22 protein-coding genes and 2 pseudogenes are annotated in these 22,126 nt (G+C 70.1%); 16 read left to right on the forward strand and 8 right to left on the reverse strand.

What is annotated here, in order from left to right; all coding sequences use genetic code 11:
- Positions 1-21 precede the first annotated feature (21 nt).
- Positions 22-300: a hypothetical protein gene (locus tag AC5JOC_RS07870; protein ID WP_494246037.1), complete on the reverse strand. Its 279-nt coding sequence runs from the start codon at positions 298-300 to the stop codon at positions 22-24.
- 259 nt (positions 301-559) lie between these two features.
- Positions 560-1,099, reverse strand: a complete 540-nt coding sequence (locus tag AC5JOC_RS07875; RefSeq protein WP_494246038.1) for a hypothetical protein — start codon at positions 1,097-1,099, stop codon at positions 560-562.
- A 272-nt stretch (positions 1,100-1,371) separates the two neighbouring features.
- On the opposite strand from AC5JOC_RS07875, the gene AC5JOC_RS07880 reads away from it, so the two are divergent.
- The 6 genes from AC5JOC_RS07880 to AC5JOC_RS07905 all read left to right on the forward strand — a co-directional run bounded on the left by AC5JOC_RS07880 (position 1,372) and on the right by AC5JOC_RS07905 (position 7,522).
- The gene (locus tag AC5JOC_RS07880) at positions 1,372-2,220 is read left to right on the forward strand and encodes a carbohydrate ABC transporter permease (protein WP_494246040.1); all 849 of its coding nucleotides are present in this window, start codon (positions 1,372-1,374) and stop codon (positions 2,218-2,220) included.
- A gap of 123 nt (positions 2,221-2,343) precedes the next feature.
- Positions 2,344-3,156 carry a carbohydrate ABC transporter permease gene (locus tag AC5JOC_RS07885; RefSeq protein ID WP_494246042.1) on the forward strand — a complete coding sequence of 271 codons (813 nt, stop codon included), beginning with the start codon at positions 2,344-2,346 and terminating at the stop codon, positions 3,154-3,156.
- 381 nt (positions 3,157-3,537) lie between these two features.
- Positions 3,538-4,617: an extracellular solute-binding protein gene (locus tag AC5JOC_RS07890; RefSeq protein ID WP_494246044.1), complete on the forward strand. Its 1,080-nt coding sequence runs from the start codon at positions 3,538-3,540 to the stop codon at positions 4,615-4,617.
- A gap of 17 nt (positions 4,618-4,634) precedes the next feature.
- Complete coding sequence (locus tag AC5JOC_RS07895) at positions 4,635-6,326, forward strand: BNR-4 repeat-containing protein (protein WP_494246046.1); 1,692 nt, start codon at positions 4,635-4,637, stop codon at positions 6,324-6,326.
- A complete protein-coding gene (locus tag AC5JOC_RS07900; protein WP_494246048.1) occupies positions 6,316-6,555 on the forward strand; it encodes a hypothetical protein in 240 nt (79 codons plus the stop codon). The genes AC5JOC_RS07895 and AC5JOC_RS07900 overlap by 11 nt, the downstream gene beginning before the upstream one ends.
- Positions 6,556-6,628: 73 nt before the next feature.
- A complete protein-coding gene (locus AC5JOC_RS07905) occupies positions 6,629-7,522 on the forward strand; it encodes a LacI family DNA-binding transcriptional regulator (RefSeq protein WP_194599971.1) in 894 nt (297 codons plus the stop codon).
- Positions 7,523-7,705: 183 nt separating this feature from the next.
- Here the strand turns inward: AC5JOC_RS07905 and AC5JOC_RS07910 are convergent.
- Positions 7,706-8,476 (reverse strand): annotated as a pseudogene (locus AC5JOC_RS07910) (DeoR/GlpR family DNA-binding transcription regulator); the annotation flags it as partial.
- A gap of 26 nt (positions 8,477-8,502) precedes the next feature.
- Here AC5JOC_RS07910 and AC5JOC_RS07915 point away from each other — a divergent pair.
- The 4 genes from AC5JOC_RS07915 to AC5JOC_RS07930 all read left to right on the forward strand — a co-directional run bounded on the left by AC5JOC_RS07915 (position 8,503) and on the right by AC5JOC_RS07930 (position 10,919).
- The gene (locus AC5JOC_RS07915; RefSeq protein WP_494246050.1) at positions 8,503-9,651 is read left to right on the forward strand and encodes an acetylxylan esterase; all 1,149 of its coding nucleotides are present in this window, start codon (positions 8,503-8,505) and stop codon (positions 9,649-9,651) included.
- Between the two features lie 224 nt (positions 9,652-9,875).
- Positions 9,876-10,037, forward strand: coding sequence for a hypothetical protein (locus AC5JOC_RS07920; RefSeq protein ID WP_494246051.1), 162 nt, complete (start codon positions 9,876-9,878; stop codon positions 10,035-10,037).
- 1 nt (position 10,038) lies between these two features.
- Positions 10,039-10,458 carry a DoxX family protein gene (locus tag AC5JOC_RS07925; protein ID WP_494246053.1) on the forward strand — a complete coding sequence of 140 codons (420 nt, stop codon included), beginning with the start codon at positions 10,039-10,041 and terminating at the stop codon, positions 10,456-10,458.
- Between the two features lie 86 nt (positions 10,459-10,544).
- Positions 10,545-10,919 carry a hypothetical protein gene (locus AC5JOC_RS07930; RefSeq protein WP_241160979.1) on the forward strand — a complete coding sequence of 125 codons (375 nt, stop codon included), beginning with the start codon at positions 10,545-10,547 and terminating at the stop codon, positions 10,917-10,919.
- A 66-nt stretch (positions 10,920-10,985) separates the two neighbouring features.
- On the opposite strand, the gene AC5JOC_RS07935 is transcribed toward AC5JOC_RS07930, so the two are convergent.
- Both AC5JOC_RS07935 and AC5JOC_RS07940 read right to left on the reverse strand, forming a co-directional pair.
- Positions 10,986-11,393, reverse strand: coding sequence for an MFS transporter (locus AC5JOC_RS07935; RefSeq protein ID WP_494246358.1), 408 nt, complete (start codon positions 11,391-11,393; stop codon positions 10,986-10,988).
- Positions 11,394-11,415: 22 nt separating this feature from the next.
- Positions 11,416-12,336: pseudogene (locus AC5JOC_RS07940) on the reverse strand (MFS transporter); the annotation flags it as partial.
- A 162-nt stretch (positions 12,337-12,498) separates the two neighbouring features.
- On the opposite strand from AC5JOC_RS07940, the gene AC5JOC_RS07945 reads away from it, so the two are divergent.
- The 4 genes from AC5JOC_RS07945 (at position 12,499) to AC5JOC_RS07960 (ending at position 17,506) form a co-directional block, all read left to right on the forward strand.
- Positions 12,499-14,847 carry an FAD-dependent oxidoreductase gene (locus AC5JOC_RS07945; protein WP_494246055.1) on the forward strand — a complete coding sequence of 783 codons (2,349 nt, stop codon included), beginning with the start codon at positions 12,499-12,501 and terminating at the stop codon, positions 14,845-14,847.
- A 53-nt stretch (positions 14,848-14,900) separates the two neighbouring features.
- Positions 14,901-15,683, forward strand: a complete 783-nt coding sequence (locus AC5JOC_RS07950) for an IclR family transcriptional regulator (RefSeq protein WP_159876585.1) — start codon at positions 14,901-14,903, stop codon at positions 15,681-15,683.
- 44 nt (positions 15,684-15,727) lie between these two features.
- Positions 15,728-16,696, forward strand: coding sequence for an acetylxylan esterase (locus tag AC5JOC_RS07955; RefSeq protein WP_430892866.1), 969 nt, complete (start codon positions 15,728-15,730; stop codon positions 16,694-16,696).
- A 78-nt stretch (positions 16,697-16,774) separates the two neighbouring features.
- Positions 16,775-17,506 (forward strand): YoaK family protein, encoded by a 732-nt coding sequence (locus AC5JOC_RS07960; protein WP_159876590.1) that lies wholly within the window; start codon positions 16,775-16,777, stop codon positions 17,504-17,506.
- A 25-nt stretch (positions 17,507-17,531) separates the two neighbouring features.
- On the opposite strand, the gene AC5JOC_RS07965 is transcribed toward AC5JOC_RS07960, so the two are convergent.
- Both AC5JOC_RS07965 and AC5JOC_RS07970 read right to left on the reverse strand, forming a co-directional pair.
- Positions 17,532-17,933 carry a RidA family protein gene (locus tag AC5JOC_RS07965; RefSeq protein ID WP_137242888.1) on the reverse strand — a complete coding sequence of 134 codons (402 nt, stop codon included), beginning with the start codon at positions 17,931-17,933 and terminating at the stop codon, positions 17,532-17,534.
- 104 nt (positions 17,934-18,037) lie between these two features.
- A complete protein-coding gene (locus AC5JOC_RS07970) occupies positions 18,038-18,850 on the reverse strand; it encodes an endonuclease/exonuclease/phosphatase family protein (RefSeq protein WP_137242887.1) in 813 nt (270 codons plus the stop codon).
- 79 nt (positions 18,851-18,929) lie between these two features.
- Here AC5JOC_RS07970 and AC5JOC_RS07975 point away from each other — a divergent pair, with 79 nt between their 5' ends.
- Positions 18,930-19,409 (forward strand): hypothetical protein, encoded by a 480-nt coding sequence (locus AC5JOC_RS07975; protein ID WP_079704373.1) that lies wholly within the window; start codon positions 18,930-18,932, stop codon positions 19,407-19,409.
- On the opposite strand, the gene AC5JOC_RS07980 is transcribed toward AC5JOC_RS07975, so the two are convergent.
- Positions 19,410-20,381 (reverse strand): LacI family DNA-binding transcriptional regulator, encoded by a 972-nt coding sequence (locus AC5JOC_RS07980; protein WP_494246059.1) that lies wholly within the window; start codon positions 20,379-20,381, stop codon positions 19,410-19,412.
- Between the two features lie 50 nt (positions 20,382-20,431).
- Here AC5JOC_RS07980 and AC5JOC_RS07985 point away from each other — a divergent pair, with 50 nt between their 5' ends.
- Positions 20,432-22,096, forward strand: a complete 1,665-nt coding sequence (locus AC5JOC_RS07985) for a heparinase II/III domain-containing protein (protein ID WP_494246061.1) — start codon at positions 20,432-20,434, stop codon at positions 22,094-22,096.
- Positions 22,097-22,126: the final 30 nt, after the last annotated feature.

Genomic DNA, 22,126 nt, shown 5'->3' on the forward strand with positions numbered 1-22,126 from the left:
GAGTGGTGCCCATGCCGAGGTTCAGTCCGCGAGGAGATCAGGCGGGGTGACGACCAAGCAGAGGACGCCCCAGAACATCGCGCCGAACACCGAGAGGACGACCGGCAGCGCGACCAGGTCGGCTCCCGTGCCGGCCAGCCGGGTGAACTCCACCGACCACATCCAGACGACGAGACCCAGCACGGCTGCTCCTCCGGCGAGTGCTCGCTGCACCCGACGGTTCGCCTGCCACGACTCGCGGAGCCCGGCGAGGCCGAGGACCGCGGCGACCACGGACAGCGCGAGCGGGACCGTGACCACGAGCCAGGTCGGCGCGGTGCCGTCGACCGACTCCGCTCCGGTCGACGTGGACGTCGAGCGTCGGGGGTGCGGTCGGGAGAACGGTCCAGGCAGCGACGATCCCAGCTGCCAGCGGGAGGCACATCATCCCGGCCGAGACGACTTCGCGGACCATCCTGCTCATCGGTTCGCCCCCCAGCGCCTCCGGTGTGTCCGTTCGTTCGCCCATCTTCGGGCGAATGTTTGTTCGTTCGCCCAAACATGGGCGAACGAAGCGCGGTCAGTCGATGCCGATGTCCTCGCCGACGACGGTGATCTGGGCCGGGACGGGCCAGGGGTGGTCGCCGACGGGTGCGAGACGGACGAGCTCGGTGACCCGGGGCGCCGGCGCACCCGCGGAACCGATGAGCCAGCCGCCCACGAGGAAGGTGGTGCCGGGGACCGACCAGACGGCGATGCCGGTCACTCCGAAGTCGCCGTAAGCGCCATCGGAGAACCGCACCGTGACGAGGTCGCCGTGTGAGAGCTCGGCGAGCTGCGCGACGACGGCGCCGGGATCAGGGTCGACGGGGTCGAGCTCGGGGATCGACTCGAGCACCTGCAGCGGCTTCGTCGGCTTGCCGTTCTGATCGAGTGCCGTGCCGGCCAGGAGGAGTCCGCCGATGATCGGCGAGCGGCGGGCCCGGCCGACGAGGTCGAACACGCCGTAGCGGGGCACGCTCAGACGCGCTTGCAGTGAAGCAGCGTCCTCGGCCGACTCGATGGCGGCCGTGAGGCCTTTGATGTCGCGGCGAGCAGGAGCGCTGAGGTCGTAGTTCACCCATCAACTCTCCCATGTCCACTCCGGCAGCGGACGGACGCTCTTAAGAGACAGTTTCAATCAAGTATGAACAGTCCGTTATGGAACCGTGACCACCGCGCGTTGACCTGTCACGCGGACACCGGGCATGCTGAACAACACTTGGCCGCTGATAAGAGCGCCGCCGCCCCAGGAAGCCCCGCATGCAGCGGAATGCTCCTCACAAGGATGTGAGTATGACGACTTCACAGTTAGATACAGTTTCGAACAAACCAAGACGGATGCCGGACGGGATGTTCGCGTTCGTCCTCGTCCTCCCGGGGCTCGCGCTCCTGGTGGCGGTCGTCGCCTATCCGCTGCTGACCGCGCTCGTCACGGCGTTCTTCAAGCAGAGCCTGGTCGTCCCCGGACGCGAGTTCGTCGGACTCCAGAACATCATCGACGTGCTCCAGGGTGACTTCCTCAAGCTGCTCGGGCAGACCATGGTCTTCACCCTCGGGACGACCATCGCCCCCTTCATCATCGGCTTCGCGCTCGCCCTCGCACTCAACACGCGCATCCGCGGTGCCAAGATGCTGCGCGGACTCATGCTGATCCCGTGGCTCGTTCCGGGCGTCGTCGTGTCGTTCCTCTGGATGTGGATCTTCAACGCGAACTACGGAGTGGCGAACGCCATCCTCGGTCTGTTCGGAATCGACGCGCAGGCGTGGCTGGCACAACCGCAGACGGCCATGTTCGCGGTGATCGTGGCGAAGACCTGGCAGTCCTTCCCCTGGATCATGGTCATGCTGCTCGCCGGCCTGCAGACCGTGCCACAGGAACTCCATGAGGCGGCCGAGATGGACGGCGCCGGGACCATCCGACGCTTCTTCTCGATCACGGTCCCGCAGCTGAAGGGCATCATCGGCCTCGTCCTGCTGCTCGAGTTCATCTGGAACTTCCAGCACTTCGACATCATCTACGTCCTGACGGGCGGCGGCCCGGCTGGGAGCACCCAGACCTTCGCCACCGCCGTGTACGAGACCGCCTTCCGCGGCTTCGACCTCGGCCACGCGGGCGCCCTCGGGCTGCTCTGGCTCATCCTCCTGATGGCGCTCGTCGTCGTCTACGTCCGATTCTCGGAGAAAGGCGAGCAGAAATGAGCGTCTCCACCGCACCCGCCTGCGCCGCAGGACACCACGCCGGACCCGCAGCCCCCGTTCGCCGCCACCGAGCTCGGCACGCTCCGGCGTCGTCCGTCGCTCTTCCGATCCGAGAGCCGGGCGGTGCGGATCAGCGCCTGGGTCGCGGTGATCGTCTGCGGCGGCTTCGGGCTGCTGCCGGTCTACTGGTTGCTGGCGACCTCGCTGACCCCACGGGCCCAGGTCTTCTCGTACCCACCGAAGCTCTTCCCCACGGAGATCAGCTTCGAGGCCTACACCGCCCTCGCATCGAACCCGGACCTGTTCGGCTACCTGCGGAACAGCATCATCGTGTCCGTCATCACCGCCCTGCTGTCCGTGATCGTCTCGGCCTACATGGGGTACTCGTTCTCGAAGTTCCGCTACCGCGGCCGTCGATCCCTCATGTACTTCGTGCTCGCCTCGCAGATGTTCCCGCAGGCGTTGCTGCTGATCACCCTGTACTCGGTGTTCAGCGCCTACGGACTCCTGAACACCTATGCGGCGCTGGTGCTCTCGTTCACGACGTTCACCCTGCCGCTGTGCGTCTGGATGCTGAAGGGGTTCTTCGACACGATCCCGGACGAACTCATCGAGGCGGCTCGCGTCGACGGGGCGTCCCGACTGCGGATCATCCACTCCATCGTGCTGCCGCTGTCCGCACCCGGCCTGGTCGCCGCGGGCCTGTTCGCCTTCGTCCGCGGGTGGAACGACTTCATCTTCGCGCTCACCCTGGCGGGTCCCGACAAGCAGACGCTCCCGCCCGGCCTCGTGAACACCTTCGTCGGTGAGGCGGCCACGGCCTGGCCCGAGCTCATGGCCGCGTCCCTCGTCGTCTCCCTACCCGTGGCGATCGCGTTCATGGCCCTGCAGCGTCACCTCGTCGGCGGACTGACCGCCGGTGCCGTGAAGGGCTGAGCGCAGCACACCGAACCGGCCCGCCGCCGGGCCTCCCCACAATCCGTTCCACCAACCCAGACACGTCCCACCAGGATCACGCTCGAGGAGGAGCCATGTCCCACACCACCCCGTCCTTCGCCACCGCCGCACAGCAGACCGTCATCACCCGCCGCCGCGCCCTGCAGTTCCTCGGCATCGGCGTCGCCGCGGCCACCCTCGCCGGGTGCGCCCCGACCGGAGCCGCACCCAGGAGCCGGCTCCATCCCGAAGGCGACCGCCGGCGGCACCGCGACCGACTTCGACTTCGCGAGCTGGTCGCTCACCGAGAAGGCTTCGGCACCCGCCATCCAGAGCCTCCTGCAGAAGTACGAGGGCAAGGCCAAGATCGACGTCGGCGAGGTGTCCTTCCCCTACAACGAGTACATCAACCAGCTCATGCTGCAGGTCCGCGGCGGGCAGTTCTCCGGCGTCGCCCACGTCGACGTCGCCTGGCTCGGTTCGCTGGCGAGCCTCGGCAAGCTGCAGGACGTGTCCGGGTTGACCGAAGGACGTGGCTACACGAAGGCGGGACTCACGGCCGCGTCGTTCGACGGCGTGCAGTACGGCCTCCCGTGGACGATCGGCGCGATCGGCCTCGTCACCAACCAGGCGATCCTCGACCAGGCCGGCATCGGCGAGTTCCCCACGACGATCGACGAGTTCGAGGGCTCACTCAAGCAGCTCAAGGGCCTCGGCAACGGCATGATCCCCTACGCGGCGTCGACGAAGGCCGCGCAGCTGAAGGACATCCTCATCTGGATGCAGACCTTCGGCAGCCCGCTGGTCGACGGGGACACCGTGACGATCGGCGACGACGCGAGCATCGAGGCGGTCACCTGGTACAAGAGCCTGTACGACCAGGGCCTCATCGCAGCAGACGTCGACCGCTTCGACGCACGCTCGCTGTTCGCGCAGGGGCGCACCGCGATCTACGACGACGCGATCGTCGGACGGAGCGCCGTGACCGGCGAATCACCCGACCCCGACTTCGCGAGCAAGCTGCAGCCGGTCTCCCGGCCGGTCCTCAAGCAGGGTGACACGCCGCGTGCGCTCGTGTGGGGCGGGGCGCTCGCCGTGGTCGACGGTCCGGCCGCCGGCACCGCAGCGGACTTCGCCCAGTGGGTGACGTCCGACCCGGAGACCGTGCTCGAGGACTTCGCCGCCCGTGGTCTGCCGCCGGCGACCGAGGACGCGCTCAACTCCGACGCCGTGAAGAACGACTCGTTCGCCACGAACTTCAGCGACCGCATCACCAAGACGAGCTCGACGAACCCGTTCTGGAAGTTCGTCCAGTACTCGCAGATCGAGACGAAGATCGCGGAGAAGGTGCAGGCGGTCCTCGTCGGCCAGGAGCAAGCCGGCCGAAGCCATGAAGGCCGCCGGGGCAGCCGCGCAGAAGCTCGTCGGCTGAGCCGCGGATCGACGATCGGACGACTGTGACCGGCACCGGGGGAACCATGCGACGCAGCTCATCGAACACCGTCCGCGCGCTCGCCGCGGCCGCGCTCACGGTCCTCGCGCTGGGGGTGACGGCGCCGGCGGTCGCCGCCCCCGGAGGACCGGTGCGGAGCGACGCGGGCGGGAGTGCGGTGACCGACACGGTCGAGACCGTGCCCGTCACCGTCGACACGTCGAACCAGGCCGGCTGGTGGCGACCGCTCGACGTCGTCGACGGTGTCTCCTACTTCGCCTTCAACGCGCCGGCGTCCACCGCGTCCAAGCACGAGGTCCACCTGGCCTCGCGGGGCGCGGACGGGACGTGGACCGAAGGGTGCCTGCGCTCGACGGCCGGCGGTGCCTGCGTGACCTTCACCGACGACAACGGCCACAACCAGCCGTCGATCGTGGTCGACGGCGACGGCATCATCCACGCCTTCGTGTCGATGCACAACGAGCAGTGGAACGTGTTCCGGTCCAGTGCACCCGGCGACGTCACCTCGCTCGTGGAGGCGACGTCGTCCATGCCCGACCTCGACGCGGCGATCACCTATCCGGTGACGGCGCGCGGCCCGGACGGCGACGCCTGGGTGCTCGTGCGCGTCGGGACGGACACGCAGGGGCGGCGGGAGGGTCGGCTCTACCGGTACGACCTCGACACCGGTGTCTGGGAACGCGAAGCGGTGGTCGCCGCGGCGACCGGCTACTCCTTCTACCCCGACGACCTCGAGGTGGACGCCGACGGCCGCGTCCACGTGCTGTGGGAATGGGGCCCGTTCCCGGCGGACCCGGCGCGGCACCTCGGCTCGTACGCGACGTACGACCCGTCCGACGGTTCCTTCGCCGACGTCGCGGGGACCGCGCTCACCGGACCGATCACCCCGACCACCCCGGGATCCGTCGTCTGGCGCCCCTTCGGTGCCGGTGAGGCCATCGGCAGCTACACGCCGGCGCTGCAGACCGCGAAGCTCGCCCTCGACGGCACGGAGCTCGCGGGGATCGTCTACCGGTTCGTCGAAGCCGATCGAGACCGCGTACGACGTGCGATACACCTCGTGGGACGGCGGCGCCTGGAGCGACGAGTCGCTCATCGACGCCTCCGCGCTCGGTTCCGGCGTCTCGACCGTCGCCGGCGATCGACGCGACGAGCGCCGGTGGTGTCGACCGCGTGTACGCGGTCCTCGCCGTGCAGGTCTGCGGCGAGAACCGCAGCCAGGTGGTCCGGCTGGAGCGCGAGACGAGCCGGCACCGCGCTGGACGGCCCGCACGGTCGGCGATCCGATCGACTCGGCCAGCAACGGCTGCGGGCGGAGACCGTCGAGCGGCACGGATGTGCTCTACCTGACGTGCGCCACTCAGCGAGACCACCCGCGGCACCGTCCGGTACGCGGCGATCCCCGCGAGCGGCGTCGGCCGAGACCGGCGGGACCTCGCTCGCAGGACATCGTGTCCGGGCCTTCGTGGCGAAGCGTCGGCGGCACGAACGTGGCACTCGGTGCGACCGTCAGCGTGCCTCGTCCGTCGCTGCGCGCCGACACCGGCGGGGCGCTCGCCGTCGACGGCGTGTGCACGGACGCGAGTCGCTGGATCTCCGCGGTCGGCGACACGGCACCCACGATCACGGCCGCCTGGCAGACCCCGACGGCGCTCGCCGAGGTCAGGGTCAAGAGCGGCTACGCCGGGGGAGTCTCGACCGATTCGGTGCTCCGTGACTTCACGATCGAGGTCCGGACGGGCGGTGCCTGGGTCGAGGTCGGACGGTTCGACGACAACACCGCAGGCACCGTCACCGCGCCCGTGGACGGACTCGTCGTCGACGCGGTGCGCCTCCTCATCACCGACCCGTCCGCCTCGGCGACCGACGTCGCGCGGGTCTTCGAGATCGAGGCGATCGCGGCACCGGCCACCGAATCCGCGAGGAACGACGATGTCCCGGGATAGCGTTGTGCTCAGTCGGGACCGCAACGGTCCCGAGCGGCCGGGATCCACCCGGTCAGCAGTGAGGAGCAGCACCATGTCGGACGCCGCCTTCGGCTCTCAGCGGTCGGCACCGGTACCGCGCCGTTCGCGCACGGGCATGGTGGCGCTCGCCGTCCCGAACCTCGACGAACCGTACTTCGCGGAGCTCACGACGCTCCTCGTCCGCGGCGCCGACGAGCGTGGACTGTCGATCCTCATCCAGCACACCGAGGGCGACCACGACCGCGAGGTCGACATCGCCAACGGGGTGGGCCTGCCGCTCACGGACGGACTCATCCACATCCCCCGCTCGCTGACGGTCGGCGACCTCACGCGGCGGACCTCCCCGGGGCCCCTGGTGCTCCTCGGCGAGCACATCCAGGTGAGCCCGTTCACGCACATCTCCATCGACAACCGGGCGGCCGCCGACGCCGCGACGACGCACCTCGCCGAGGTCGGCTGCTCCCGCATCGCGTTCATCGGGCCCAGGGACGAACGTCCGTCCGACGCGGCGGATCAGCGGTACGCCGGGTATCGGGACGTGGTCGCGCGGCTCGGGCTCGCGCAGGAGCCGTCGCTGATCGGGCACGTCGACGCGTTCACCCCCGAGGAGGGACGCCGCGTGATGCGTCGGATGACCGCCGAGGGCGTCGAGCTCGACGGCGTCGTCTGCTCCAACGACTCGATCGCCTTCGGCGTGCTCGCGGCCCTCCACGAAGCCGGCCGGCGGGTGCCCGAGGAGGTCGCGGTGATCGGCATCGACGACGTCCACGCCGCCCAGTTCTCGACCCCGTCGCTCACGACGGTCGCTCCCGACTACGACGCGATCGTGCGCGCGGCCTTCACCGAGCTCGAACGCCAGATCGCCGCCCCGCCCGGTGCCGACACGCCGGTCCGGCACGTGGTCGTCGACGCACGGATCGTCGTGCGGGACAGCACGGCGCGCTGAGGTCCATGAGCGGGAGGACAGGCCGGCGCTCCGCCGTGCGCGGGGTGCTGGAGGTGTCGCGGTCAGGCGTCCATGCGGTCGTCGTCGGCCGGAAGCGGAGGCGACCGGCGCGAGCCAGACCTCGCCGAACTGCGCGCGGAGCGTGGTCTCGACGTCCTCGGCCACGTCGTCGTCCATGACGAGGTGGTCCACCTCGCGGAGGTCGACGATCGTCGTCAGTCCGACGGCGCCCCACTTCGAGTGGTCGGCGAGGACCACGGAGCGACGCCCGGCGCCGACGAACGCCCGGTTGGTCTCGGCCTCGAGGAGGTTCGAGGTCGTCAGCCCCGCCTGCAGGTCGATCCCGCGGACGCCGAGGAAGACGACGTCGCAGTGCAGGGACTCGATCGCGCGCACGGCGACCGGGCCGACCAGGGCGTCCGAGGGGGTACGGACGCCGCCGGTCAGCACGACCGTCTGGGTGTACGGCTCGTCGGCGCGGTCGGGCCGCGCGAACACGTCGGCCACCGGGAGGGAGTTCGTGACGATGGTGAGCTCCGGGATGGCTCGCAGCTCCTGCGCGAGGGCCCAGGTGGTGGTCCCGCCGGACAGGCCGACCGACATGCCGGGCTCGACGAGGATGGCCGCGCGACGGGCGATGGCGCGCTTCTCGGCGAGCAGTCGGCGTGCCTGGTTGGGGAAGCCCAGCTCGGCACGGTCGGGCAGTCTGGGCGTGGTGGCGCCGCCACGGACGCGGTCGACGAGGCCCTCCGTCGCGAGTTGCTCGATGTCGCGTCGCACGGTCATCTCGCTGACGCCGAGTGCGGTCGCGAGGTCGACGACGCTCGCCGCACCGTTGCGGCGCACCTCCGACATGATCTGCGATCTGCGTTCCGCACCGAGCACAGCGTCCTCCTTCGACCCGGTTGCCAGTCTGGCACGCGCGCACGGCGAACCTCGGCACCGGCGATCCACGACGACGAGACGGAGGCGGACAACGCATGCGTGAGGGACGACATCGGGACTGGTTCGGCGACGAGGTGCGCGACGGCACCTACGGCTACGACCTCGAGGGGCTCCTGGCGGTCGAACCGGTCGTGCCGCCGGCCGGATTCGAGGAGCTGTGGCGCGGGTGGTACGCGGCGGCACGTGAGGTGTCCCCGGATCCGGTCCTGACCCCGATCGGCCGGCAGGGTGCGCACGAGGTCTTCGTCGTCGAGCACACGGTCGCCGACGGCCTCCGCCTGCGCGGATGGCTCGCGACGCCGGCGGACGGGCAGGCGCGATTCGGGATGGTGCACGGGCACGGCTACGGCGGACGGGACGCACCGGACTGGTCCCGCGTCCCGGACGACGCCGCCGTCATCTTCCCGATCGCCCGCGGTCAGGGCGTCTTCAACACCGGACTCGGGGCACCGACGCCGGAGGACGGACACGTCCTGTTCGGCATCGACAGCGTCGAGCGGTACGCGCTCGGCCGCTGTGCCGTCGACCTCTGGCACGCGGCGTCGGCGCTGCTCGACGTCGTCGGACCGCTCCCGCTCTACTTCGTCGGTGAGAGCTTCGGCGGTGGGATCGGTGCGCTCGCCCTGCCGTGGGACGACCGCTTCGTCGGAGCGACGCTCGTGGTGCCGAGCTTCGGTCAGTACGACGTGCGCCTGCGCCTGCCGTGCGAGGGGAGCGGGGAGCGGGTGCGACACCACGTCGCCGAGCACCCCGAGGCGCGCGAGGTCCTGCGGTTCTTCGACGCGTCGACGGCCGCGGGGTTCGTCCACGTGCCGGTGCGGGTGGAGGCCGCGCTCTGGGACGGACACGTGCCACCACCCGGGCAGTTCGCCGTCGCCAACGCGCTCGAGGACCTCGAGCTGAGTGTCCTCCCCGCCGGGCACACCGAGTACCCGGGGCTCGAAGCCGTGCTGGAGGAGTCGTACGCGGCGACGAGGGCGCACGCACTCCGGTCGGTCGCGCGGGCGGTGGACGGATCTGACGATCGAGAGGTGAGAGGGTGGACGGATGATCGCTGCGCTCACGCTCCCCGCCACCCTCACCACGCCAGGACAGGAGCTACTGCTGCGCCGGGCCACCCTCGCCGACCTCGATGCGCTGATGGCGCTCCTCGCAGACGACCCGATCAGCGCGTCCCGTGGTGACCAGGCCCAGGAGAGCGACCTCCCCGCCTACGAGCGTGCGCTCGCGGACCTCATCGACGACCCGGCGAACGAGATCCTGCTGGTCGTCGACGCGGCGGACGCCGTCATCGCGACGATGCAGCTGACCCGCATCCCCGGGATGGCCCGTCGCGGCTCGACACGGCTGCTGGTCGAAGCGGTGCGTGTGTCCTCCAGCGCTGCGATCCGGCGGCGTCGGAACGGCCATGATGCGCTGGGTGACGGACGTCGCCGCTCCGGCGACCGGTTCGTCGATCGTGCAGTTGACCTCCGACGAGGCCCGGGTCGACGCCCACCGCTTCTACGAACGCCTCGGCTTCGTCGGCTCGCACCGCGGCTTCAAGTACGCCGTGACGGCCGTGAGCTGACATGGAGTTCGTCCGCACACTCGCCCGCTGGCTCCTCGGAGCCGTCCTCACCTTCGCCGGCGTCGGCCACCTCACCTTCGCGCGGCAGTCGTTCGTCGCCCAGGTGCCGCAGTGGTTGCCCCTGCCGGTCGACGTGGTCGTCGTTGCGTCGGGAGTCGTCGAGATCCTGCTCGGCCTCTCGCTGATCCTGCTCGCCCGGTACCGCGTCGCCGTCGGCTGGATCGTCGCCGCCTTCTTCGTCGCCGTCTTCCCCGGCAACCTCGAGCAGTTCGTCCGCGGAACCGACGCCTTCGGGTTGGACAGCGACATCGCCCGTGCCGTCCGCCTGGTCTTCCAGCCCGTCCTCGTCCTCTGGGCCCTGTGGTCCACCGGTGCCTGGCGCGCGTGGCGGTCGCGGCGCCGCCGGAACACGACGCGCTGAGCGCGATCGCTAGGACGCCTAGTCATCTCGCCCGGGTGCCTGTCAAGGGGCCCTGGTTCGCAGCATCCGTCCGGCAGGGTTGATCCATGCGATGCATTACCTACGCCGGCGAGAACGTCGTGACGACCGACGAGGTCGCGCAGCTCCTGGTCGAACTGACGGCAGAACTGGCCAAGCGCGGCCGTGCCGAGGCCGTCACCATCCCGATCGTGGTCGAGTCCGACGGCGATGAGGACGGGCCGGCGTCCGCGCAGCTCGTCATCGGCCTCGGCAACGACGTCCTCTCGGTGCCCCACAGCTGGACCGACGAGGTCCCCGACTTCAGTGAGGGACGAGACCGCCTGCAGGGCTACCTCGACGACATCCGCCCGTCAACGACGGCCTACGAGCCGCGCGACTCCATCGAGACCACGGACGTGCTCGAAGACCCTGACCTCGACCTGCGCGACTTCACCCGCTGAGTCGTCCCTGAACGACAACGCCGGCGTCGACCCCTCGGGTCGACGCCGGCGTTCGTTCGGGTCCGCTCAGCGCGGGAGCGGCAGCTTGGCCGTCTCGCGGGCCCGCAGCACGACGATCAACGTGATGAGCGCCGCCGCCATCACGTAGAACGCGGGCGCGAACCGGTTGCCCGTCGAGGCGATCAGGAACGTCGCGAAGTAGGGTGTGATCCCACCGAACACGGCGACCGACAGGTTGTACGCGATCGCCATCGAGCCGTAACGGATACTGGTCGGGAACAGCTCGGCCATCGCAGCACTCGACGCACCGTCGTACGCCGCCATGAAGACGCCGAGGATCACCATCGCGACTGCCGCGGCGGCGAAGTTGCCCGCACTCATGAGCATGAGCGTCGGATACGTCAACACCAGGAACCCGACGCAACCGGCGATCATCACGGGCTTCCGTCCGATGCGGTCGCTCAGCAGGCCCATGAACGGGTACGAGGATCGCGATCGCGAGCAGCCCGAGCACCGTGACCCCGTAGCTGAGCGGCTGCGAGTAGCCGAGGTCGGTCTGCAGGTAGGACGGCATGAAGGTCTGCAGGATCCAGTGGCCGACCGCCTTGATCACGACGAAGCCGACGCAGAAGAGCAGCGCCTTCCACGAGGTCCGCAACGACGTGCGCAGCGGTGACTTCGAGACGGCCCCCTTCGCTTGGATCGCCTGGAACTCCGGGGTGTCCTCGAGCTTGTTCCGCAGGTAGAGGCCGGCGAGGCCGAGTGGCAGGGCGAGGAAGAAGAGGGCGCGCCAACCCCACTCGTTGAGGGCGTCCGTGCCGAGTGTGGAGGTGAAGAGGAGCACGAGGCCCGCACCGACCACGAAGGCCGCGAAGCCGAACACGTCGATGAAGCTCGTCACGAAGCCGCGTCGGTTGGACGGGGCGTACTCGGCGAGGAGCGTGGTGGCGCCGGAGCTCTCGCCGCCGGCGGCGAAGCCCTGGACGAGCCGCACGATCACGAGCAGGATCGGCGCCCAGAGGCCGATGAGGTCGAACGTCGGCAGGAGACCCATGACGACCGTCGCCCCGGAGGTCACGAGGATCACCGTCGCGAGGACCGTCTTGCGCCCGATGCGGTCGCCGAGCGAGCCCCAGAAGAGGCCACCGAGCGGACGCATCACGAAGCCGGCGCCGAACACCGCGAACGCGGACAGGAGCGCCGCCTGGGTGTTGCCCTGCTGGAAGAAGTTGAGGCTGATGACCGTCGCGAGCGTGCCGTACAGACCGAAGTCGAACCATTCGACGAAGTGTCCGGCCCCCGCGGCCCAGATGACCTTCCGCATCCGGCGTGATCGCTCAGCGTCGTCGTAGGGGGTCTGCGCACTGTGCGCGGCGGCTTCGGCCAGGGCTGCGGCCTGGGTCCTGCTCTCGTCCATCGGTCCTCACATCGTTGTCGGGGTGCTTCGAGGTTCACCTGCCGAAGAATCTTACCCACTGAATGGGAAAGTCGTACCGCTGAATGGTAGCGTGGCAACCGTCCGGTGGTCGACACGTGTCCGACGGCTTCCAGGATCACGCATCACGAAGGAGTGTCTCCCATGCAGCACCGCACCCAGTCCGCCGACGTCGTCGTCATCGGCGGTGGTCTCGCGGGGGTCTCGGCCGCCGTCGCAGCCGCCCGTCTCGGCTCCCGGGTCTCGCTCGTCACGAACCGGCCGGTGCTCGGTGGCAACTCGTCGAGCGAGGTGCGGGTGTGGGTCGTCGGAGCGACCGCGCACGGGCACCAGCGGTTCGCGCGGGAGACCGGCATCATGGGGGAGCTCTTCCTCGAGAACCAGTACCGCAACCCGGAGGGCAACCCGTTCTACTGGGACCAGACGGTCCTCGACCTCGTGCGGGCCGAGCCGAACCTGCAGCTGCACCTCAACACCGACGTCCGCATCGTCACGATGGCGGAGGGCGCTGAGGGCGTGGCGTCGCCGACACCGAGGATCGCGTCCGTCACCGGATGGACGATGGGCAGCGAGATCGAGACGGAGTTCGTCGCACCCGTCTTCATCGACTGCACCGGAGACGGGCTGGTGGGGCATCTCGCGGGCGCGACCTCCCGCATCGGGCGCGAGGGCCGCGCCGAGCTCGGCGAGCCGTGGGCGCCCGAGGTCGCGGACGACGAGCTCCTCGGCAGTTCGATCTTCTTCTACACGAAGGACACGGGACGCCCCGAGCGGTTCGTCGCCCCCGACATCGCGCGCGACATCCGCGACACCCCGATCCTCACCAACCGGATCATCCGGACCGGCGACAACGGCTGCAACTACTGGTGGATCGAGTGGGGCGGCGAGCTCGACACCGTCGCCGAGAACGAGCAGATCCGCGACGAGCTGTGGAGCGTCGTCTTCGGGATCTGGGACTACATCAAGAACTCCGGCGAGTTCGACGCCGACACCCTGACGCTCGAGTGGGTCGGATCGATCCCGGGGAAGCGCGAGTACCGGCGGCTGCTGGGTGACCACACCCTCACGCAGAACGACCTGCTCGACCAGGTCGACTTCGAGGACACGGTCGCCTTCGGTGGCTGGTCGATCGACCTGCACCCGGTTGAGGGCGTCTACGCCGAGACCGCCGGCGCGCAGCAGCGGTTCAGCAACGGCACCTACGGGATCCCCTTCCGCAGCCTGTACTCGCACGACGTCGACAACCTGCTGTTCGCCGGACGCAACATCTCCGCCTCCCACGTCGCGTTCGGGTCCACCCGCGTCATGGCGACCTGCGCGACGCAGGGTCAGGCGGTGGGGACGGCTGCGGCGCTCATCGCCCGCGATGGACTGACGCCGCGGGAGCTCGCCGGGCAGGCGCTCCCGCTCCTGCAGCGCACGCTCCTGCGCGAGGACGCCCCGGTCATCGGCATCACCACGGACGACCCCGACGATCTGGCCGGGCGGGCGACGGTCTCCGCTTCGAGCGCGCTCGACACCATCTCCACGCTGGAGCACCTCGGCTCCGGCGAGCGGTTCGCCCTCGACCGCGACGTCGCGATCCTCGTGCCCGTCGCCCCGACACTCGACCGGATCACCCTGCTCGTCGACGCCGCGAGCGACACCACCCTCCGGGTCGAACTGTGGAGCGCGGGCAAGCGGCAGAACGCCGTCCCCGTCGAGCACCTCCTCGACGGCACGGCCGACGTCACCGCCGGGGTGGGCGTGCCCGCCACCGTCCGCTTCGGATGGACGCCCGAGATCGAGCAGAACGCCGTGCTCGTCGTCCGCGCCAACCCGGACGTCAGCCTGCTCCTCACCGAGGGCCACCCTTACGGGCTCCTCATCCTGACGGCCAAGCACGCGTCCGACGAGGTGTTCGACGACCACATCCCCGAGGAGCAGGACCAGGCGATCCTCGACTGGAACGCCCGGAAGCTCCGCGGCCGGAGCGTCGCGCTGACCGTCGGCGGGGAGACCACGGCGTACCGGCCTGAGCGGATCGTCGACGGGTACCAGCGCCCCTACGGCGGACCGCACCTGTGGTCCTCGGCGCGGCTCCAGGACAACCGCGACCTGGTCACCGAGCCCGAGGTCCTCACCCTGCACTGGGATGAGCCGGTCGATGTCGCGTCCGTCCGGATCGTGTTCAACGACGACGTCGACGTGGACCTCATCAACCTGCACCACCACCGCACGGACTTCGAGGCGGTGCCGGAGCTCGTCGCCGCGTACCGCCTCGAGGCACGACCGGCGGGTGCTCCTGAGGGGACGTGGACGGTGTTGGCCGAGGTCGAGGGGAACCGGCACCGGCATCGGATCCACGACGTCGAACCCGTGCGGGTCGACGCCCTCCGTGTCGTCGTCACGGCCACGAACGGGTCGCCCTACGTGAGCGTCGCGAGTGTGAAGGTCTTCGAGCAGCCGAGCGGGCGCACCACCCGGCCGCGCCGAGCCCGACCGCTACGCTGAACACGGCCTCCGAGGCCGGACATCCGAACCGACACCGACACCGTGGAGGACCCGTGGCAGGTGAGATCCAGCAGGGCATCGGCCGTGCAGCATCCGTGCTCGCCGTTCTCGGCGCATCGACCACCGGACCGTTGCGGGCCTCCGACATCGCCCGTGCGACCGGTCTCGGCACCTCGACGACCGCACGCCTCCTCGGCACGCTCGAGGAGCTCGGCTATGTGACGAAGGCGGCCGACAGTCCGTCCTACGCCATCGGCGCGACCATCCTGGCGCTCGCGAGCGAGGGGCTCAACCAGAACCCGGTGCACCGGGAGTCGCGTGCTCCCGCTCAGGAACTCGCACAGCGGATCGGCCTCAGCGTGAACGTCGGCGTGCTCGACGGCTCGAGCCTCATCTACCTCTGCCACTTCGAGGGAGCCCTCGCCCCGAAGTCGCACTCGATGATCGGGCTGCGCCAGCCGTTGCACGCCTCCGCGCTCGGCAAGTGTCTGCTCCTCGACCTCGACGCCGACGGCCTCCGTGCGCTGCTCGGAGATGAGCCGCTCCCGCGCTACACGGCCAACACCGTCACGGAGCACGCGGCCCTCGCCGCCGAGCTCGCGACGGCGCGGGAACGCGGCGTCTGCATGGAGGACCAGGAGCTCGCGTTGGGTCGTCTCGGGATCGCGGCGCCGATCCGCGACGCGAACGCCAGAGTCGTGGCGGCGATCTCCATCTCGGGTCGGCTGAGCCTGATGCGAGAGCGCAACCTCGACGTCCTCACCGAGGACCTCATCGAGGTGGCCGACCGCATCAGCGTCGGTCTCGGCCTCATCTCCGCGATCCCCTCCTCCTGACCTCTTCCCCACCCGTATCCGATCTCACGAACCGAAGGTGACCCGTGGCGCAATTCGACCTGCCCCTCGCCCAGCTCCAGCAGTACCTGCCCGACCGCGAGGAGGCGCCGGACTTCGACGCGTTCTGGACGGACACCCTCGCCGAAGCCCACGCCCTCGCGCAGCCGACGGTGCGTGAACGATCCAACCCTGAGCTGACGGGTCTCGTCGTCGAGGACGTCACGTTCTCCGGGTTCGGTGGCGACCCGATCAAGGGGTGGTTCATCCGACCGGCCGGCGCGACCGAGCCGCTCCCGTGCATCGTGCACTACATCGGCTACAGCGGCGGTCGTGGGCTCGCCCACCAATGGACGATGCACCCGTCCGCGGGCTACGCGGTGTTCGTCATGGACACGCGCGGCCAGGGGAGCGCGAACCTGCCGGGCGCGACGGCCGACCCGTTCGGGAGCGGTCCGCAGGTCGCCGGGAAGATGAGCGCCGGGCTCGGCAGCCCCGAGACCTACTACTACCGTCGGGTCTTCACGGATGCGGCACTCGCCGTCGACGTGGTGCGCAGCTTCCCGGAGGTCGACCCCGCCCGGGTCGTCGTCGCCGGTGGCAGCCAGGGTGGCGGCATCGCCCTCGCCGCGGCCGGGCTCTGCGAGGGACTCGCGGCGGCGCTCGTCGACGTCCCGTTCCTGTCGCACTTCCGTCGTGCCCTGCAGATCACCGACGCGAGCCCCTTCGCGGAGCTGAAGACGTACCTCATCAGCCGACGCGGCCACGAGGAGGAGGTGTTCCGGACGCTCTCGTACTTCGACGCGACGAACTTCGCCGCCCGCGCGACCGCCCCCGCGCTGTTCTCCGTCGCGCTCTGCGACGCGGTGTGTCCGCCCTCGACGGTGTACGCGGCGTTCAACCACTACGCGGGCACGCAGAAGGACATCGCCGTCTATCCGTACAACGGGCACGAGGGTGGCGGGCCGGTGCAGCAGCAGGCGCAGCTGACCTTCCTCGCGGACCTCCTCGCCTGACGCGTCGTTCGCCCATCTTCGGGCGAGCGGGCTCCCGTTCGCCCGAACGTGGGCGAACGGGCGTGGGACGATGTGCACGTGACTGAGACCGGCGGCACCGACCCGACCCTGACGACCACCCGGCGTCGGACGCGTGCCGGCATGATCGCGGCGATGGCGCTCGTGCTGTCGTTCGCGGCCGGGGCGACCGACGCCTTCGCGTTCCTGCAGCTCGGCGGCGTCTTCACCGCGAACATGACCGGCAACTTCGTGCTGGCCGGACTCACGAGCCGGCCCGACTTCGGCGAGGTGCTGCTCGGGGCGACCGTCGCCGTGCTGCTGTTCTCCGTCGGGACGTTCCTCGCCTTCCGCTTCACGAGGCTCGTCGCCACCGCTGACAGACCGACCCCGGAGGCGCCGCAGCACCGGCTCGTCCTCGTGCTCGGCGGTGCGGTGATCGCGCAGGCGTGCGTCCTCATCGGATGGATCGTGTCTCCCGAGACGCGCACGACGCCCGTGATCTGCGTCCTCATCGCGCTCTCCACGCTCGCGATGGCGGGGCAGACGGCCGTCGCCCGTCGCATCGAACGCTCAGGCGTGACCACCACCTTCGTGACCGGCACCCTCACGAGTCTCATGCAGAGCCTCGCCGACGGCGTCCACGACCACCACCTCATCCGGATCGGCGCGATCGTGCTGCTCGTGGCGGGCGCCCTCTGCGGCGCGCTCCTCACCGGCGTGGACCCGGTGTTCGGTGCGGCGCTGCCCCTCCTCCCGTCGATCGTCGGGCTGGTCCTCCTCCGGCTCGCGCCGACGGCCTCCAGCGACTGACGACGAGCATCGGCACCGATCGGTGTCAGGCGACGGCGGCGGTCGCCTCGATCTCGACGAGCTGGTCGTCGTAGCCGAGCACGGTGACCCCGAGGAGCGTCGACGGCACGTCGTGATCGCCGAAGGCGGCGCGTACGACCTCCCATGCGGTGACGAGGTCGGACTGCTTCGTCGACGCGACGAGCACCCGGGTACTGGCCACGTCGGCGAGCGTCGCACCGGCGGCCTCGAGGGCGATGACGAGGTTCTCGACGCACTTCTCCGCCTGGCCGGCGACGTCCCCGACGGCAGCGGTCGAGCCGTCGACGTTGAGCGGGCAGGATCCGGCCAGGAACAACAGCCTGGCGCTCGCCGGAACGGATGACGCGTAGGCGTACTCCGCGGCGTCGGAGAGCTCGTCGGATCGGATCAGCGTGACGACGGACATGGTTCCTCCTCGTGGTGCGGGCGCGATCGTACGACCGCTCTCGATCCATCGTGCCCGACATCGTCGGACGGCGTCGGCGAGGACACCTCGGCGTCTGATCGCCGTCAGTGGGTGAGCTGCGCCCGGATGAGGATGGGGAAGTGGTCGCTCGCCTCCGAGGTGGGGTCCTGCTCGTCGACGAGGGCTTCGATCGGTTCCAGTCGGGTGTGCGGAGCGACGCTGCCTGAGCGACCGAGCACCCAGTCGATGCGTGCGTTCCCGGGACGCTGGGGACCGTAGCCCTGGAACGTGCCGATACCGTCGCTCTCGACCGGCGAGAGGTCGACGAACCCGGCGTCCGCCAGGGAGTCGTGCGCCGCCGATCCGCGTTCGGTGTTGAAGTCGCCGGTGAGGAGGACGGGGACGTCGACGCCGGAGAATCGGTCGGCGATCAGCTTCGCGCTGCGCGTGCGGACGTCGTCGCCGTGCGGTGAGCTCTCGTGGTCGAGGTGGGTGTTGGCGAAGACGAGCTCGTCGCCGGTGCGACGCTCGCGGAGCCTGACCCAGGTGACGAACCGTGCGTGCAGCGACGGCCAGGTGTTCGAGCCCGGTTCGTCGGGGGTGTCCGACAGCCAGAATTCGCCGGCGTCGAGCTGTTCGAACCGCGAGCGGCGGAAGCACACCGGCCCGTACTCGCCGGCCGAACCGCCGTCACGGCCCTGCCCGAACCAGTCGTACTCGGCGAGGCCCGGGAGCAGGTCGTGCAGCTGGTGCTCGCGGACCTCCTGCAGCCCGAGGAGGTCTGGGGCGTTGCGGGCGATGACCTGTGAGACGAGCGGTGCACGGTCCACCCACTCGTGACCGGGCTGGGCGACGGCGGTGCGGATGTTGTAGCTCATGACGGTCAGGACGTTCTGGGTCAGGATGGATTCGCTCACCCGGCCAGCGTAGGGGAGCCGGGTGACGGGGAGCTGTCCCCATGTCGCCGAGCGCGGCCGGGTGCATAGACTCGGCGACATGACCTTCGACCTCGCCGACGCCCAGGCCCGGATCCTCGCTCTGAACAGCGAGGACCTCCCGTTCATCTACGACCCGACTCCCGACGGCGTCGTCGCACACTGGCGGTACGCCGACCAGCGGTGGCTCGGATTCCTCGGCGCCGGCTTGTTCAGCGCCGACTACGAGCTCCGGGTCGAGTTGCACCCGGAGGACGGCGAATGGGAGTTCCACGAGCACTCCTCCTCCTCGAAGACCACCGTCGGCCTCGACGGGCTCTCGACGAAGCGCACGTGGCAGTCGGGGCCCCAGAAGACCTTCACCTTCGGTGGGCGCGCCGCGCCGATCGCACAGTCGACCGACCGGAACGGCACCACGACCGGCCACCTCATGGGCTACCAGTTCACGACGGACGAGGTGAAGCAACCCGTCATCGACGCCCTGACCGCCGCCGGCTGGAAGCCGCGAAAAGGGTTCTTCGGCAAGCTGTTCGGGGGCTGATCAGCCGCGTGCCGGCTCGGCGGGCGCCGCACCCGTCGAGTCACGCACGACCAGTTCCGGGCGGAGCAGGATCGCGTGGGTCGACTCCCGGTCGTCGGTCCGTTCGCGCGTGACCACCTGCTCGACCGCCAGCGCCGCCATCCGGGCGATCGGCTGACGGACGGTCGTCAGCGACGGTGACACGAGATCGGCCAGGGGGATGTCGTCGAAGCCGACGACGGAGACGTCCGTGCCGATGCCGAGTCCGAGATCGCGGATGCCTTTGCACACCCCGAGGGCCGTCATGTCGTTGATCGCGATGATGGCCGTCGGCGGTGGACCGGCGCTGAACAGGTCGTGCACGGCCCGCCGGCCGACCTCGGGTGCCTCGAGCTCGTCGGCATCGGCCGGAAGCCCCGCCCACACCGGCAACTCCGCCGCGTCGAGGCCCGCCGCCTGGACCGCCGCGAGGAAGCCGGCGTGCCGGACGGTCCGGTTCACCGAACGTTGCGACCCGGAGACGAACGCGATCCGGCGGTGCCCGAGCCCCGTCAGGTGGGACGTCGCGACGCTGCCGCCGACGTGGTTGTCGATCCCGATGCTCGCGACGAGGGGCGGGTCGCCGGGCTGGACGGGGCGGTCGAACAGGATGAGGTTGAGGCCGCGCTCGACGAACGACGCCAGGTGGTCGAGGGACGGCAGTGAGGTGCAGAGCACGATGTCGCGGACGCCGTTGTCCCACAGCTCCTCGACGTACCCGAGCTCTCGTCCGGGGTCGCGCTCGCTGTTGCCGAGGAGGACGTTGTAGCCGTGGCCGAGTGCGGCCTGCTCGAGCTCGCGGGCGAACGCTCCCCAGAACGGGTTGCTGACCGACGGCACGATGAGGCCGATCGTCTTCGTCTGCCCGGTGCGCAGTTGCCGTGCTGCCCGGTTGGGTCGGTAGTCGAGGGCTCTGATTGCTGCGAAGACCCGGTCGCGGGTCTCGGGCTGCATCCGGTCGGAGCGACTGTTGAGGACGTTAGCCGTACGCCTCGGCGTGGCTGGTGCTCGAGCATCAGGCCGCGGCCCGACTCGCGCGGACGGCGTCGCGACGGTTCCGTCGACACGGCGACCCGGCCGACCAGGCACAGGCCCTCGCCATCGTGCGTGAGTTCGCCGACTACTCCGCCGAGATCACGGCCGAGTGGAACCGCGACAGCGAGAGCTGGATGCTGCAGGGCAAGCTCTTCAAGCAGGCGTTGACCGAAGCGATCTGGGCCACCCAGATCGCCGACGCGGTCGTCGTGCTCGCCGAGGACGAGGCGGCCCGGGAGGCGATGGGCACACCCGTCGCGACGATGCTCGAGGCCCTCATGGAGACGATCGTCGAGTCCCGTCGGGTGCTCGTCATCGAGCGCGACGACCTCACGAGCAACTACGTCGCCTGGCTCGACGCGGCCGGTGGCCTGGCCACCCGGGCGCTCGCCGCAGTGGGCGGAGTCGCGCCGCACGGCGATCAGGCGCGCTGGATCGAGCAGGCGGTCGTGCACTCGGCCGTCGCCATCGGCCAGGACGGCTGGGAGTGGGAGGGGTCCACCTACTACCACCTGTTCGTGCTCCGCGCCTATCTCCTCACCCTCGCCGGGGCCGACCCGGCGGCGCTCGATCCGGCCCTCGTCGACCGGCTGCGTCGGATGGTCGATGTGCTCGTCGGCTTCGCCGGACCGGATGGTCGCCTGCCGATGCTGCACGACGGCCCGTACGACCGACTCGGCGTCCACCTCGAAGTGTTGGAGATCTGCGTCCTCGCCGGGCAGCTCTGGGATCGGACCGGTCTCGACGCGGTCGAGGCCTGGGCTCGGCGTCGTATCGGTGCTGGTCACGACGGACTCGAGGACCTCCTCGACGGCTGGTTCTCCGGGGCACCGCTCGCGATGTCAGGTGACGCACCCGGCCGTGGCTCGGCGCTCTTCGCCGACGTCGGCTACGCGGTCGTGCGCTCCGAGGCGAGCTCCCTGCAGGCGGTGCTCGACGCCGGACCGCACGGCGGCTCGCACGGGCATCTCGACACCCTCGCCCTGTACCTGTACGGAGACGGGGTCGCCTGGCAGCCCGCTCCCGGCGTCCCGCCGTACGGCAGCGCCTTGCGGCGCGACTACTACGCCAGGACGACGGCGCACCCGACCGTCCGGGCGGACGACGCCGATCAGCTCGAGAGTTCGGCCCACGTGGAGCGCTGGGAGGTCGACCCTGCTTCCGACACGACGCTCGTCCACGCGTCCTCCAGTGAGGCGATCGCCGGCGTCCGACTCGACCGGCGGGTCGAGTCCACCGGCGGGATCCTCATCGACGTGCTCCGTGCAGCGACCGCCGACGGCTCGCTCCGGACCTTCACTTCCGCCCTCCGACCCGCCGTGCCGTTCGAGGTCGTCCAGCACGGTGACGGGTGGCGCACCGGCTGGTCCGGCCCGTCCGGGCGTCGGCTGCACGGCCACCATGTCGCGGATGTCGCGTCCGTCCTCGTGGACGCCCCGGGCAGAGGGCCGTCGGACGACCCGACCGTCCCCCTGGCCGTCGGCGACTGGACGGCGACGGCCGCGCAGGTCACGTTCGTGTCGGTCTTCGCTGAGGCGGAGGTGTCGCCGATCACGTCGATCCGTCTCGATGCGGGTCGCCTGGTCGTCGGCCTGTCCGACGGACGAACCCTCGAACGGGAGCTGCTGCCGTGATCCCGCGCACTGCTCCTCGACGGGCGGGAG

The sequence above is a fragment of the Plantibacter sp. genome, assembly GCF_059073635.1.